Below are 14,767 nucleotides of genomic sequence, written 5' to 3'. Positions count from 1 at the left end.
CCGTTTTCCTGCGCCTGCGTGGATGTGCCTCTTTCTCCAACGCGCAGATGTGCGTGTTTCTTCAGCAGCAGTGGGCCCGGAGCCCTGGCCGAACGGCACCGAGCGCCCGGCGGCGGCTGCTACGGGCGGCCGTGCTCGGTCCGCCCGGGCACACACCGCGCGTGCCGGGCGCCGGCCGGGTCCGCCGCAGCTGTGTGCGGGGCGGCCCCGTCCCCGTCGGCCGTGTCGAGGGCGGCGGACGCGGCCTCCAGGGCGAGCGGCCAGGGGTAGGAATCCGGCCGCCCGCGGCCCGGCGGATTCGGCACGAAACCGCCCTCCCCGTACAGCACCCGCACCCCCGCGTCCCGGAGCGTGGCCAGCGAGCGCGGGAACTGCGGATGGCGTGCGTAGGCGGCGTTCACACACGGCATGGTGACGAGCGGGATGCCCTTGCCGATCGCTTCAGCGGCGAAGCCCACCACGAACTTGTCGGTGAGCCCGAGCGCCCACTGGTTGAGCGTGTTGAACGTCGCCGGGGCCACCAGGGCGACCGAGGCGGGCGGCCACACATCGGGCCGGCCGGGGCGTTTGTAGCGGGAGCGCACCGGGTGACCCGACGTCTGCTCCAGCTGCGGCAGTTGATCCTCCAGCCAGTCAGCAGCCGTCGGTGTGAGCCCCAGGCACACGTCCCAGCCGCGCCGCCGGGCCTCCTCGACCACCGTGCCCGCCTGGAGCACCGGAGGGGCGGCGGAACCGAGCAGATAGAGCACAGGGGGAGCCATGCGGGCATCCCACCACAGCTGCTGCCACGAACCGCGCTCGCGGCGCAAGTCCCCGGAACCCGTTCGAGTGGCACAGCTGACCGGAAAGCGCTCGTACGGCCCGCTCGTGCCTACGGTCCGAACGTCAACTGGGCGTGGGGGACGGGGACGACGGAGCGCAGCATGCACGCACCGCACGGAACGAACGGGCAGCACGCCGGGAAAGCCGCCCCGTCGGCGACGCGGAAGAGAAACGGAGTCCCGATGCGCGGGCCGCACGAAGAGCACGCGGGCGTTCGGATCGCCCACCAGCGCAAGCTGGCCGGCCTCACCCAGCGGGGCCTGGCCGCCCGCCTCCCGTACTCCTACAGCTTGTTGCGGCAGGTGGAGGAGGGACGCAAGAACGCTTCGCCGGATCTGGTCTCCGCCGTCGCCCGTGCCCTGCGGATCGATGTCACCGTACTGACGGGGCAGCCCTACGTCACCGAGCTGCAACAGGACCGCCTGGCCGCCCTCATCCGTCCCATCCGGGAGGCGCTGGACCTCTACGACCTGGAGGACGCCGCGCGCGAGGCCGCGACCGCGGGCGACCCGGCGTCCGACGGGACAGCTGAGCACAGCAGCGGCGGAACCCGCACAGCTGAGGAACTCGCCGCAGAAGCGGACGAGTTGTGCCGCATGGTGCGTGCCACGCATCTGAGCCGGGCGGCGCACGCGCTGCCCGCGCTGATCGCCGAGGTCACCGTGGCCGCGCACCGCGCCCCGAGCACCGCGCTGTGGCGGACCCTCGCCTCCGCCTACCGCACCGCGCACGACATCGCCACGAAGCTGGGCTTCTACGATCTGGCCACCATCGCGCTGGACCGGCTGGGCTGGGCCGCCGAACGGGGCTCGGACCCGCTGCTCGCCGCGGTGCGCCAGTACATGCGGGCCCTCGCGTACTTCCGCGAGGGCGAACACAGCATCGGTCTGCGGCTGATCGAGGCGGGACGTGCGGTGGCCGGACAGGCGCGGGACCAGGACGACCACATCTCTCTGGTGGTGCGCGGCCAGCTGCATCTGGGGGCGAGCGTCATCTCCGCCCGGGCACACGACGCCGACGCCGTCTCCGCCCATCTGCGCGAGGCGCTCGCCTACGCGACGCGTACGGGCGAGGCCGGCCGTGTGCACTGGCTGAGCTTCGGCCCGGCCAACGTCGCCGTCCACGAGGTGTCCGCGCACGTGGAGATGCGCCGCTACGGCAAGGCGCTGGAGAAGTCGCGCGCCGTGCGGCTGCCGCACGACTGGCCGCTCTCGCGCAGAGCGCACTTCTACATCGACCGGGCGCGCGCGGAGATGGAGACAGGCCGCAGCGACGCGGCGCTCACGTCCCTGATGGCGGCGCGCAAACTCGCACCGCAGCAGACCCGTTACCACCCGGGCGCCCGGGAGACGATCAACGGTCTCGTCGCCCAGCGGCGCCGTACCCCCGACTCCCTGGACAACATGGCGGCCTGGCTCGGTCTGTGAGCCCGTGGGCGTTGTGCTCCGCCGCGACGCGAGTCACCGGAGGGGCCCCGGAGAGGCATGCGATCTCTGTGACGAAGCAGATGCGGACTGTCACTTACCAGTGACACTTATCCGTGTCGCCGCCGCGCACCCTGACCGTGTGCCAGGAATCGCGATGACGCCAGGAGAGACCGTGACCGTGACGTGGCCCCTCCCCTCGGGCCCCGATGCCGTCCTGCTGCCCGCAGGCCAGTGGTGGGACGCCGTCCGTGTGCCCATCTACCTGGGCAAGGACGTCTTGAGGCGCCTCGGCTCCGGGTCCGGAGCGGTCATCCGGGACCCGTACGGCTGCCGGCTCTACTGGCTGATCAAACCGGGCAGCGCACGGGAATGGACCTTTCCGGAGTTCGCCGCCGTGCAGGTGCTGTCCACGGCGAGCTGGGTCACCGTCCCGCCCCGCACCCGCCTGCGCCCGCCGGGCCCGCACTGGGCGGTGCCCTGCTGCCCGGGCGCCACCTTGACCTCCACCGGGCAGCTGCACGAGGCGCTGCACGCCACCATCGGACGGATGCTCGGGCCGCGGGAGGGCAGCTCCCTGTGAACGTGCGGACCGGCGCGGGCACCTGCCGGGCTCAGATCTCCCCGCGGGCCATGGCGAGCAGCCGGTCGAAGACCGCCCCGTCGACGCGCACACCGTCGTGCGCATGGGTGTTGGTGATCCACGGCCGCAGTCCGCGCACAGCTGCGGCCGTTTCCAGCGACTGCTCACGGTCGACGAACATGTCGTCGTAGTAGACGGCGGCGGCGACGGGCACCTCGTTCCGCGCCAGCTGGTCGAGGTCGTACAAGGCGGGCCAGTCGGTGCGTTCCGCGAGCAGCTGTGCCGCGTCGCGCAGCGGCACCAGGGCCGGGTCCTCCTCGAACTGCCAGGGGTAGATCATCTCCCCGGTCAGCCGCAGCGGCCGGTCGGTGGCCGGTGCGAACGCCGGGAACTCCTCCCGTATCCGGTGCGCCGACCAGGCCGTCGCCCGCCCGCCCTGCGCGTAGATCGGCTCGTGCAGCACGGCGTACAGCGGACGTTCGGCGAACGACACCGCGGCGTCGACGCCGCGCAGGAAGCCGTCGGAGAGCGTGGGCCCGGCCGGGCCCGGCACGAAGGCGCTCTCCAGCAGATAGTGCAGGGCGTCGAACTTCGAGGCGTTGCCGAGGCCGATGCCGACCGTCTGGAAGCGGCGTACGGTCAGCCGCTCCCCGGTGGGCATCCGGACGTCGTGGGTGTCGAGGTGCGCGGCGATCGCGTCCACGAGGCGCTGGTCGTCCGGGTAGCGGGCGAAATAGCGCTCGTTGTGGGCGAGTACGCGCGCGTAGGCGGCGCGGTAGACGTCGTCGGCGTGGCCGGTGAGCGTGGGCAGCCCACCGGTGATCAGGACCCGCTCCAGTCCTTCCGGGGCCGTGCTCAGATAGCTGAGCGCACAGAAGCCGCCGAAGCTCTGGCCGAGCACCGTCCACGGGCGGTCCTGTTCCCGGTCGCCCCCCAGATGACGCCGGAGAAGCTCGGCGTCGCGCACGATCGCGTCGGCGCGGAAGTGGCCGAGGTAGGCGGCGGTGGCCGCGGCGTCCGGCTGTCCGGCGAGCGTGGTGCGGTCGGCCGGGGTGCTGCGCCCGGTGCCGCGCTGGTCCATCAGCACCACCCGGTACGCGCGCAGGGCGCGGCGCAGCCAGGCGCCGGGTGCCGAGGGGCGGTCCGCCCGGCCGCCGGGGCCGCCCTGGAGCCATAGCAGACGGGGCAGATCCTCGTGTTCCCGCCCGGCGGCGACGACTTCGCGGGCGAAGAGGGTGAGGGCGGGACCGTCGGGGCGGTCGTGGTCGAGGGGGACATCGAGCGTGTGATCGGTGCACACGAGGCCGTCGTGGCGGTAACGGATGGCGTCGGGCACGGTGGCTCCTCACGGGACGCGGACGGACGGGGCGGTGGCGGGCGGGAACGGGAGGGCGGGGGCAAACGGAGCGGCGGGAGGCCGCCGGGCCCCGGCAGCGACCGGGAGCGCGCGGCGGCGACGGAACCGCCGGGGCGTACGGAGCGGCACCGGCCGCCCGCGTACACCCCCGGCGCAGGGCCGTCAGTAGCCGGGCACCTCCAGTTCCTTGCATATCTGCACGAGTTCGGGGTGCACATAGCGGCCGTCGATCTCGATCGCCTCGCCGTCCAGGTAGATGGACGGGCCCAGGATGCTGCCGTCGGTGTGCGCGGCGGCCACCCACGGCTCACCCCCGATCCACGCGCCCTTGGTGCCGATGCCGAGTTCGACGCATCCGAAGACCCGCTCGTCCTCGACGATCCGGCCGGTCGGCGCGGGCACGCCCGGGTTGAAGCCGAGCGACCAGTGCGCCACCCGGAACATGTTCGGGTCGTCGAAGGACTCCATCCAGCTGCGGAAGATCTCCGCTTCCTGCCCACTGCTGTCCGCACCGTCGATGGCGGTGACGACGCCGTCCTCGATCGTGCAGCGCACGGGGGAGCGGAGCAGCCCCAGCTGGTCCGGCGGCCACAGCGCCCCGTCGAACACCAGGGTGCCCTGCTGCGTCTCCTCCAGCGGGTTCCAGGAGATCTGGCCGGAGAGCATCACCGTCTCGCCGGGCCGCTCGGCGGGCTTGCCGCGCAGATTGATGGGCCGGTCGCCGTTGCGTCCGGTGATGTCGGTGCCGTTGCGCGAGGTGATCCGGACCTCGTCGGCCTGCTCCAGCAGCCGTACCAGCGCGTTGCCGAGCCGCATGACCCCCGCGAAGTCGGGGCGTCCGACCGTCGCGACGAGCATGTGCACATCCATGGCGGTCAGGTTCGTGTAGCGGCAGCCGTTCGCCATGGCGGTGCGGAACGCCTCGGAGTGCATCACGTAGGAGACCGCGAACTCGATCCACACATCGGCGTCCGCGATGGCCCCGGCCACGGGCCGCGGCGGTTCCATCGAGGAGCCGGGAAGCGTCTCGTACCAGACGACCACGGGGTGCCCGCCGGCGGCGGCCACGGCCTGTGCGGTGGCGTCCACGACGCGCCGGTCGCTGCTGGTGTCGCCGGTCAGGACGACGTGTTCGCCCGGCTTGACGAGCATGACCTGCTCGACCAGCTTGCGTGCCGCGACGGCGAGTTCGAAACCGAGGTATTCGCCGCGGGGTTCGAGGCGGCTGTGCATCTCCATGGGGTCTTTCTCCTTGCTTCGGCGTCGGACGGTACGGGCGGCGGCGCGGGCGGCGGCCGGGCGCGGGCGGGCCCGCGGGCCGGGGCGGAGCAGGCCACGCCGGTCACCGGGCCCGGAAGATCTGCGAGGTGTCACCGAGCGAACTGCCGGCGATCAGGCCCGCGCCGACGAGGTTCAGCTCCTGGTCGGCGCCCGGGCCGCGGTAGTGGCGGTACAGCACCCGGCCGGCCAGCCCGGCCAGCACGAGCCATCCGGCGTGCGGTGTGAGCATGAGGAGGCCGGTGGCGAACATGACGCCCAACTGCCGCTTCGTTCCGCCCAGCAGCTGGAGCAGGGCGCCGGGAATCGCCCACAGCAGCATGGTGCGCAGCACGCCCGGGTCGTCCAGGCCGTGCTTGACGGTGTCGGCGTACACCTTCGCGATCGGCGGGAAGAGGCCCTGCCGGAAGTACGTCTGCCACAGCACGGCGACGACGGCGATCGCCACGGCGAAGCCGATGAGGGCGGCCCGGAACTGCTCGCGCCTGCCCGCGCGTTCGAACGGGTCCCACGGCCGGTGGTCCCGCCGCAGCAGCCAGCCCGCCTTGAGGTCGTAGCCCATGTCGGCGAAGGCCGGGCCGGTGGCGGACACATAGCCGACCAGGAGCGCCAGCGGTGTCGAGGGGATGCCCAGCAGCAGACCGGCGATGAGGAAGATCAAGGTGACGGCGAACGCGGGAAACCAGCCGGACTGCATGGCCGCCAGCCCCACGATCAGCTCGTGCACCAGCGCGGCGAAGGCGGCGAACAGGACCCAGCCCACGATGCCCGCCGGGCTCATGTCGCCCACGAGCCCGCCGACGAAGGCCAGGACGACCGCACCGGCGGCGAAGAGCAGATAGCCGCGGACGAGCGTGCGGCGCAGCGTCCGCTCGTCGACGGTCGGGGCCGCACCGGCGGCCGTCCCCGGCGCCGGAGCGTCCACAGCTGTGGCGGTGGCCCCCTCGCCCGGACCGGCGGGCACCGCCGTATCCGTGGCGGAGCCGGAAGCGGTCGCGTCGTCCGAGCCGTCGGACACTTCCGCATCTGTGGCGGATTTTCCGCCGACTTCCGCAGCTGTGGAGGCAGTTGCCTGTGCGTCCGGGGCTGCGGTCCCGGTTCGGGACCGGTTCCCTCCGGCGTCCTGCCCGGCCCGGCGGTCGCCCTGGCGGCGCACCAGCAGCACGACGGCCTGCCCGAGCGCGACCAGTCCGGCGCCCACCATGATCCCGTGCGGGACGTATCCCGCGCCGAAGTCGGTGCCGAACAGATGCCCGTACTCGCGCAGGCCCAGGCCGATGCCGAACATCAGCAGTGCCCACACGTTGCCGAGCAGCGCGACACCGGCCGCCATCAGCGGCAGGCCGGCGAAGGAACCGGCGACACCGGCGACCGTGCCGCCCGCCAGCACCACGGCCCGCTTGCCGCCCCGATCGCCCGCCCGGACCGTCTCGGCGGCGGCGGTACCGGGCGGCCAGGCGGCCTCCGCCGGCAGCAGTCGCGAGCCGAACGAGCGGTAGAGCACCCAGGCGTCGATGACGAGACCGGCCACCGAACCGGCCAGCATCGGCCACACGAGGTCGTGCCGGCCGAAGACGTACGGCACGGCGATGGACGTCAGCAGCACGTTCGAGGAGGCGAACGTGGCAGCGGAGATGGCACTCTGCGCCAGGTTCTGCCGGTGCACCGACCGCATGCTCCGCAGCATGGGCAGGGGTATTCGACCCACCAGCATGGCGATGAGCGCCCCCACCACCGAGGTGTTCGCCGAGATGCCCAGCTTGGCCACCAGATCGACGCCGATCAGCGCACCGGCCGCCGAGAGCGCGACCAGCAGGACGCACAGCAGCGGCTCACGGACGCGCGGATGCCGCTGCGGTCCTCCGTCCCGCGCCGTCCCCGCGTCCGCCGCGGTGGACGCGTCCCGCGACGGCGCGGCGGTGGGGTGCTGTGGTGCGGCTGCGGTGTTGTCCGGCACGGTGGTCCACCTTCGGTCGGGCTGCGGTGACGGGGCGGCCGGGCGTACGGGACGCTCGGGCCGGTCCGGCGCACGCGTGCGCGCGTACGCCGCCCCCGCCCGGAGCGCGGCTGCCCGCTCCGGGCGTGTTGTCGAGGGCGTGTGGTCGGGGCTGGTGCGGTGCGGAGGCGCTCGGGACGGCCCGGGCTAGCCCCCGAAGGCCGCTGACGCCTCGGCGGCTCCGTCGGCCACCAGGGCGGTGAGCCGGTCGGCCTCCCGCCCCACGCGGTGCGCGGGGCCGATGACGGTCAGCGAGGCGGCGACGGCGCCGGCCTGGAAGACCGGGGCCGACACGGCCGTCACGGCCTCGTCGTACTCGCCGTGGCTGACGCTCCAGCCGGCCGCGCGCACCTCGGCGTAGCGCGCCAGCAGAGCGTCGATGTCGGTCACGGTGTTGTCGTTGAACCGCTGGAGGGGCGCGGCTCCGAAGATCTGCCGGATCTCCGCCTCGGGGTAGTAGGCGAAGATCGCGTGGCCGGACGCCCCGGCGTGCCCCGGCATCAGTGCGCCGGTGATCGCCGTGTACCGGACGGGACCGGTGCCGTCCACAGCTGCGGCACAGCGGTAGCCGCCGCCGTTGGGCACGTTGAGGACGACGGACTCCCCCGTCTCGCGCAGCAGCCGGGCCAGCACCGGACGCACGAGGGACGGCAGGACACCGCTGTGCTCGCCCACCCGCGCCAGCCGGGAGACGGCCGGGCCGAGCCGGTAGCGCCGGGTGCCGGGATCGCACAGCAGGAAGCCACGCGCGGTGAGCGTGGTCAGCAGCCGCTGTGCGACGGCCTTGTCCCAGCTGTGGTGCCGGGCCAGCTCGCTGACTCCCCACTCGGGCCGCTGCTCGGTGAAGGACAGCAGCGCGACGAGCGCGCGATCGGCGGTCTGCAGGACGCCGCCGGTCTTCCGGGTGTCCGCGCTGCCCGTGGGCTCCGAGGCGTCACGCATGACCCACGCCCTCCTGCATAGCCGGGAGCCGGACCGCGAAGAGCCCGGCCTTGCTGGTGAGCCGCCGTCCCGAGCCGGGACGACGGTGCGCTCAGCGCAACGCCGTTGCGCTGAGGGGCCAGCACTATGAGCCTGCCGCAAAGGGGGTGTCAAGGGTTTGCCGCGCCCTGGGCAGGCCCCCGCACGCCCGCGCCCGCCCCACCGCCCAGCTGCGGCGGGTCCTGCCGCGGCCGGTGCCGTCGGTCCGTCCGGCGGGCCGACAGCACCGGCCCGGTGACGTCCCGGCGGTCACGGAGCGGTCGCGTCTTGGCCACGGGAGGGACGCCGCGTTCATCGACGGGGCAGTATCGGGGCATCCCCCTGGACGACCTCCGACGCGCGGGCGGAACGAGGGCCGACGGCACGCCCGAGTCCGCCACCGGAGGACGCACAGGGCGAAGCAGCGCACCCGCACCCTCGACGACGCACCGTCCGGACAGCGCCCACCACACGCCCGCAGCGGGCAGCACAACAGCTGCCGGACCGGCACCGGCCCACCGTCCGGCGTGGACGTTTCCACGACGGCTGCCGCAACGAAAGGGAGGGAACCGTGCCGGACGCCGGCCGATACGAGCGGAACGCGGCACAGCTGCGGAAGTCGCAGGAACACCCGGCACAGCTGCGGAAGTCGGGCGACCTCGCGGCACGGTTCGGTGCGCTCGCCGAACGTACCCACGGGCCATGGGAGTTGACGGCACAGCGGTGGAACGCCACTGCTCAGCTGGGTGGGTTATCGGTACAGCTGTCGCAGTTCTCCACACAGCTGGGGAAGCGCGCGGTACGGCGCCGAAAGCCTTCAGCCGACCCGGAAGCGGCACACAGTGTGCCGCCCGGTGCTCAACTCACCTACGCCGGTCACTCTTTGGCCTGCTGCTGCGTGATGCACAAGACCGCGTACGTGTCCCGTCCTTGCTTCTGCGCTTCCCGACGGGCCTCGGCCTCTTCGTCCTCGCAGCCCTCCGGAACGCCTCTGTCGACGAGCGACGGACCCGTGGACGTCCCGTTCCCGTGCGAGGGCCGGTCGGGCTCCTCTGCGGGGCCCGGATCGAGGACGAGCGTGCCCACGCCCCCGGCGGCCACCAGCACGATCCATGTGCCGCCGATCCAGCTCCACACACGCCGTGAACCCGCCATTCCCCGTCCTTCGTCGACTCCCGACCGGTCGCAGCAGAACAGTGTTTCAGGCAGCCCACCCAGATGTGAGGAGAGATCACGCCGATGCCGATACCCGTGTGCTCACTGATCCTGAACGAACGCCGGGAACTGGACCCCGGCGAATACCACGTCGTGCGCTTCCCGTTCGGCGGAGGCGAGTCCTACGACGCCGAAGGCATGCACCAGGTCGCCCAGCCCGACGGCTACGAGGTCGGCGACTGGCGTGCGGACGACCGCTCCGGGCTGATCTGGCCCTCGGCGGACGGCTGGGGCATCCTCACCGCGATGATCCAGTGGGAGGCCGGAAGCTACGGCGAACTGCGCGACCAGTTCGTCCGCGACCCGCTCGGTCTGACCGACAACCCCGACGACACGACCGCGACCGACCACAGACCGCCCTCGAAGGGCATGCAGTGCTTCACCAAGACCCACAGCCTGTTCGTCCACCCAGGCGTCCCGTTGGCTCTCCGCGTCAGCCACGACGCCGGCGGCCGGTGCGCCCTCGTCCACGCGCAGTTCAAGCTCTCCATCCACACCTGACCCCTGAAGGCCCGACCGCCCCGGCCGTCCCGTGTCAGGCGGGCGGCTGTGCGGGGCGGGCGTCGGGCAGGATGCGGAAGTCGCCGTGGCCCTCGGGCTCTTCGGGGGCCACGGTGCACCCGGTCACCTCGGCCGCGCCCGGACCGGCGGCCGCCCACCGTACGAGGCGCGCGACCTTGCTCGACGCGCCCTCGAAGACCGCTTCCACATCGCCGTTGTGCAGGTTGCGCACCCACCCCGTCACCCCCGATTCCTCGGCCAGCTGACGGCAGGTGTCGCGGTAGTACACGCCCTGCACGAGACCACGGACGTGAACGTGTCGCTGGATCGGCACGGAGCTCCTCTCGGAAGCAGGGACGGGGGCCGGGTGCCGCACGGCGGGTGCGGCGCGGTCGGTGGCCCGGGAGGCGGTCGGTCGCCGCGTCGGTCTGCTGCGCGGCACGGTCTGCTGCGCGGGATGCGACGCATCCGGCGGACGTGGTGGTGCGGACTGCCCCGCGTGCGGCGCGATGCGGTCTGCTGTGGACGATGGCCCGTGCCCGGGCGGTCGGGTCCGGGCCGTCGTCAGCTGTCAGAGCCGGCCGGCCAGCCGGTCGAGGGTGCGGGCCGCGGGCTCGGCCCTGGCCTCGCGGTAGCCGGTTCCCGCCCACAGATGGATGCGGTCCGTGTCACCGGCGGCGGTGGCCGCCTTGCGCAGCTGCCCGGTGAGGTGGTGCAGGGCCGGGTATCCGGCCGGTGCGTGGGCGGAGTACCGGTCGGTGAAGTGGTTGCGCAGCGCCCTGGCGGGGCGTCCGGTGAAGGCGCGGGTGAGGACGGTGGTGTCGAACGCCGGGTCCGCCAGGGCCGCCTGGTGGGCCGCGGAGGCTCCGCTCTCGTCCGTGCGCAGCAGTACGGTGCCCACCATGACGGCGTCCGCACCGGCCCGGCGGGCGGCGGCCACGTCCTCGGGTGTGGCGATTCCGCCGGTGGCGACGACCGGCAGCCGGACCGCCTGCCGTACCGCGCCGACCAGCTCGGGCAAGGAGACGGACGCGAGCGGTCGTTCGGGCGTGAGCGTGGCCGAGTGCCCGCCGGCGGCCGGCGCCTGCACGATCAGCGCGTCGACACCGGCCTCGGCAGCCAGATGTGCCTCGTCGCTGTTGGTGACGCATTGCAGGACGGTGGTTCCGGCGCGGCGCAGACGCGTGACCGTTCCGGCGTCGGGGATGCCGAAGGTGAACGACACCCACGGGACGGGGTGTGCGGTCAGCAGACCGATCTTGTCCGCCCAGTGGTCGTCGTCGTCCACCGGCTCCGTGTCGGTCAGCGTCAGTCCGTAGCGGTCGGCCTCTTCCTGCACCCTGCGCGCGTAGTCGCGGTACGCCTCGGGGGAGACGGGAACGGCGTTGCGCACGAAGAGGTTGACGCCGAACGGGACGCCTTGGGCCTCGACGGTGTGGATCTGCCCGGCGAGCGCCTGCGCGGTCTTGTAGCCCCCGGCCAGAAAGCCCAGCCCGCCCGCGCGCGCCGCCGCGGTGACCAGGGCGGGCGTGCTCGGCCCGCCGGCCATGGGCGCGGCGAGGACCGGACAGTCGATACCGAGGTCGGTCAGCAGGTTGCTCATCACGTCTCCTTGAGGTGCGGGGCAGGCCGCCGAGGCCGCGGGTGCGGGGGACCGGCCACCGGCCCGGGCGGCGGAACGGCCCGGCCGCCGACCGGGACCGTGGGCGCCGGCACCGCCCGGCCGCACAACTCGCGCAGCTGCGGCGGCCGGACCCCCGGGGGCGCGGCGGGCGCGGAGGGCGGCAACCACGGACGCCCCCGCCCGCGGAGGCGCCACGGGGGCCGGACCGGTGCTGCGGCGTACTCAGCTGCGGTGGTCACGGTTTCGGCGTGCACAGCTGTGGACCGCCTTCCTGCACGCTTGCGTATGCCGCCACCGACACTAGAGAGGCCGTTTTCCCCTGTGAAATGCCCGCTAGGCTGCCGCTATGCATGACGAGCATGGACGCCGGTGACAGCCATGGCCGGCACGGACATCGAACTGCGGCATCTGCGGGCCTTCGCGTCCGTGGCCCGTCACCGCTCCTTCTCCCGGGCCGCCGAGGAACTCCTGATCACTCAGCCCGCGCTCAGCCGCACGATCGCCCAGCTGGAGAACAGGCTGGACGTCCAGCTCCTCGACAGGTCGTCCCGGCACGTCGAACTGACCGACACCGGCGCACAGTTCCTGGAGCACACCGAGCGGGCCCTCGCCGACGTGGACACGGCCCTCGCCGTCGTCCGGCACCGTGCCACTCTCCGGCTCGGCTTCGGCTGGCTGCTCCCGGACCCCTGGGCGCAGCGGACCGTCAGCCGCTTCGAGGAGCACACGGGAGCCTCGGTCACACTGACCCGCACCGACGACCCCGTGCAGGCGCTGCGCCAGCACACCGTCGATGTCGCCCTGGTCAGGGGAGACGCCGAGGTGCCGACCGGGATGCGGGCCGTGCGGCTGTACGACGAGCCGCGCGTCGCCGTCTGCTCGGAACACAGTCAGCTGACGCGCTTTCCCCATCTGGACTGGGCCGACGTCCCGTACTGGCCGCTGGTCGTCAACACGGTCAGCGGCACCACCGGCCCCTGGTCGTGGCCCGCCGAGCGGCGTCCCGCCGAGATCATCGAAACGGCCAACTACGACGAGTGGCTGGAGACGGTCGCCGCCAACCGGGGCATCGGCATCGTCCCCGAGGTCGCACAGCGCCGAACCAAGCACCCCGCTCTCCGCTTCGTCCCCCTCGTCGATGCGCCTCCCAGCCCGGTCAGCCTCGTCCATCTGCCCGGCACCCAGCGCTCACTGATCCGCCGCTTCCTGGAAGCCGCCCTGCGGAGCACGCCCGAGTGACACCGGCTGCCTGACGCGAGTCCGCGTGGCGCTCGCACGCATGCCCGCGCGAGGCGGCGCTTCCCACCGGTCGGGCGCCTCCCCTGAGACATGGCGGTCGCGTGCGGCGTGCCCGCGCCGCAGCAGGCGTCCCGGCTCCCCGCACCGATCGAGCAGGCGGGCGCCCCCCTCCACCGCACCGACAGCCCGGTTGCCCGCGCCCGGCCGACGACGACCCCGAACAGAGACGAACCGGACCGGAACCAGGGCCGAACACGAGCCGTGCCCGAAACGGAACAGGCCGAGCCGGACCGGTCCGAGCCGAACCGGCCCGAGCCGGGCCCGCGTGACGGGCCGGCTCGGGCAACGCGCCGCCGAGTTGCCGCACTGCCGCCCCGCCGCCCACCGCCCCGGCTCACGCTGCCTGCCTCCCGCTATGCCCGCGAGACATGGACGCAGCGCAAGCGGCATTTCCGGGCGCTCGGTCGGCTGCCTAGCGTCGAAGAAGAGAAAGCCCCGGACGCAGACGCAACAGAAGGGCCGACGCCATGACCACCTTCCCCGGCTGGATCGCCCGGGAGACCCCCGACGGGCATCGCACGACCCTCGAAGAGCTCGACAGCGGGATCCTCGACGACGGCGACACCACCCTGCGGGTGCACTACTCCAGCCTCAACTACAAGGACGCGCTCGCCCTGCACGGCCGCCCCGGTGTGGTCCGCCGCCGTCCCCTCGTCGTCGGTATCGACGTCACCGGGGAGGTCGTCGCCTCGCGCCACCCGCGGTGGCGGAGCGGTGACCTGGTCACCCTGAACGGCGCGGGGCTCGGCGAGGAACGGCACGGCGGTCTCGCCGGCCTGGCCGCCGTCGACGGAGAGCACCTCGTCCCCGTGCCCGACCGCTTCACACCGGCCCGGACCGCGGCGATCGGTACCGCCGGGTTCACCGCCGCCCTCAGCCTCCTCGCTCTCGAACGGCAGGGCCTGACGCCGGCACACGGGCCGGTGCTGGTCACCGGAGCCGGCGGCGGCGTCGGCTCGGTCGCCGTGGCGCTCCTGGCCGACTCCGGCTACGAGGTGATCGCCGTGACCGGCCGTCCGGACTCCCTCCACGAGCGGCTCACCACCCTCGGCGCCGCCCACATCGTCGACCGGTCGGAGCTGGACACCGGGGGCAAGCCGCTCGCCAAGCAGCGCTGGGCCGGAGTGGTCGACGCCGTCGGCGGCCCCGTCCTGGCCGGTGCCCTCGCCGGACTGCGGCACTCCGGTACCGCCACCACCTGCGGACTCGCCGCGAGCGCCGCATTCCCCGGCAACGTCATGCCGTTCATCCTGCGCGGCGTATCGCTCCTCGGCATCGACTCCGTCCGCACACCTCACGACCGCCGCGAAGCCGCCTGGCAGCTCCTCGCACGCCACCTCGACCCCGACCTGCTCGACACCGTGACCCGCCACGTCCCCCTCACGGCCGCACAGGACGCCGCCGACGACGCCCTCGCCGGGCACGGGACGGGCCGCACCGTCGTCGACGTCCGCGCGCACTGAACGCCCGGACACGACCTCCACGATCCCCCGGCAGTCACCTCAACCGCCCGCCGCACAAGGAGAAACGGGGCGCAGGAGCGAACGGCGCGCACAGCGGAACGGTCGCGAGACCGCACGGCGCACGACGCCGAACCCGCGCACCGGCCCCGCAGCACGACGGACAGGGCCTCGCCGGGCCCGGACCAGGGGCAGCCGGAGCCGGAACCGGAAACCGGCTGCCCCTGGTGACCGACCGCACCAAGGAA

General features: G+C 73.3%; 13 protein-coding genes. 5 read left to right on the top strand and 8 right to left on the bottom strand.

Annotation, left to right across the window (positions count from 1 at the left end):
* Positions 1–119 precede the first annotated feature (119 nt).
* On the bottom strand, positions 120–761 hold the full coding sequence (locus tag SCA03_RS10030; protein ID WP_051856671.1) for a flavoprotein: 642 nt from the start codon (positions 759–761) through the stop codon (positions 120–122).
* Positions 762–1,004: 243 nt separating this feature from the next.
* Here SCA03_RS10030 and SCA03_RS10025 point away from each other — a divergent pair, with 243 nt between their 5' ends.
* Positions 1,005–2,249, top strand: coding sequence for a helix-turn-helix domain-containing protein (locus SCA03_RS10025; protein WP_086816318.1), 1,245 nt, complete (start codon positions 1,005–1,007; stop codon positions 2,247–2,249).
* Positions 2,250–2,421: 172 nt separating this feature from the next.
* Positions 2,422–2,829, top strand: coding sequence for a hypothetical protein (locus SCA03_RS10020; protein ID WP_086816316.1), 408 nt, complete (start codon positions 2,422–2,424; stop codon positions 2,827–2,829).
* Positions 2,830–2,860: 31 nt separating this feature from the next.
* Here SCA03_RS10020 and SCA03_RS10015 read toward each other — a convergent pair whose 3' ends face one another.
* The 5 genes from SCA03_RS10015 to SCA03_RS09995 all read right to left on the bottom strand — a co-directional run bounded on the left by SCA03_RS10015 (position 2,861) and on the right by SCA03_RS09995 (position 9,575).
* On the bottom strand, positions 2,861–4,165 hold the full coding sequence (locus SCA03_RS10015; protein ID WP_141275319.1) for an alpha/beta fold hydrolase: 1,305 nt from the start codon (positions 4,163–4,165) through the stop codon (positions 2,861–2,863).
* A 183-nt stretch (positions 4,166–4,348) separates the two neighbouring features.
* The gene (locus SCA03_RS10010) at positions 4,349–5,425 is read right to left on the bottom strand and encodes a 2,5-dihydroxypyridine 5,6-dioxygenase NicX family protein (protein WP_030882783.1); all 1,077 of its coding nucleotides are present in this window, start codon (positions 5,423–5,425) and stop codon (positions 4,349–4,351) included.
* A gap of 103 nt (positions 5,426–5,528) precedes the next feature.
* Positions 5,529–7,421, bottom strand: a complete 1,893-nt coding sequence (locus SCA03_RS10005) for an OPT/YSL family transporter (protein WP_141275318.1) — start codon at positions 7,419–7,421, stop codon at positions 5,529–5,531.
* A gap of 186 nt (positions 7,422–7,607) precedes the next feature.
* Positions 7,608–8,402: an IclR family transcriptional regulator gene (locus tag SCA03_RS10000; protein WP_030882788.1), complete on the bottom strand. Its 795-nt coding sequence runs from the start codon at positions 8,400–8,402 to the stop codon at positions 7,608–7,610.
* Positions 8,403–9,296: 894 nt separating this feature from the next.
* Complete coding sequence (locus tag SCA03_RS09995; protein WP_141275317.1) at positions 9,297–9,575, bottom strand: hypothetical protein; 279 nt, start codon at positions 9,573–9,575, stop codon at positions 9,297–9,299.
* Positions 9,576–9,659: 84 nt separating this feature from the next.
* Here SCA03_RS09995 and SCA03_RS09990 point away from each other — a divergent pair, with 84 nt between their 5' ends.
* Positions 9,660–10,136 carry a hypothetical protein gene (locus tag SCA03_RS09990; protein ID WP_030882795.1) on the top strand — a complete coding sequence of 159 codons (477 nt, stop codon included), beginning with the start codon at positions 9,660–9,662 and terminating at the stop codon, positions 10,134–10,136.
* A gap of 34 nt (positions 10,137–10,170) precedes the next feature.
* Here the strand turns inward: SCA03_RS09990 and SCA03_RS09985 are convergent, their stop codons facing one another.
* Both SCA03_RS09985 and SCA03_RS09980 read right to left on the bottom strand, forming a co-directional pair.
* Positions 10,171–10,470: an acylphosphatase gene (locus SCA03_RS09985; RefSeq protein WP_030882797.1), complete on the bottom strand. Its 300-nt coding sequence runs from the start codon at positions 10,468–10,470 to the stop codon at positions 10,171–10,173.
* A gap of 237 nt (positions 10,471–10,707) precedes the next feature.
* The gene (locus SCA03_RS09980) at positions 10,708–11,739 is read right to left on the bottom strand and encodes a nitronate monooxygenase (protein ID WP_086817904.1); all 1,032 of its coding nucleotides are present in this window, start codon (positions 11,737–11,739) and stop codon (positions 10,708–10,710) included.
* Positions 11,740–12,138: 399 nt separating this feature from the next.
* Here SCA03_RS09980 and SCA03_RS09975 point away from each other — a divergent pair, with 399 nt between their 5' ends.
* Both SCA03_RS09975 and SCA03_RS09970 read left to right on the top strand, forming a co-directional pair.
* Positions 12,139–12,999 carry a LysR family transcriptional regulator gene (locus tag SCA03_RS09975; protein WP_086817903.1) on the top strand — a complete coding sequence of 287 codons (861 nt, stop codon included), beginning with the start codon at positions 12,139–12,141 and terminating at the stop codon, positions 12,997–12,999.
* Between the two features lie 527 nt (positions 13,000–13,526).
* Positions 13,527–14,522 carry an acrylyl-CoA reductase family protein gene (locus tag SCA03_RS09970; RefSeq protein WP_051856675.1) on the top strand — a complete coding sequence of 332 codons (996 nt, stop codon included), beginning with the start codon at positions 13,527–13,529 and terminating at the stop codon, positions 14,520–14,522.
* The last annotated feature ends 245 nt before the right edge of the window (positions 14,523–14,767 follow it).

Origin of the sequence: Streptomyces cacaoi, assembly GCF_006539165.1 — a bacterium.
GTDB lineage: Bacteria > Actinomycetota > Actinomycetes > Streptomycetales > Streptomycetaceae > Streptomyces > Streptomyces cacaoi.
The sequence above is the reverse complement of the archived record's forward strand: the minus strand, read 5'-3'. Positions and strand labels throughout refer to the sequence as shown.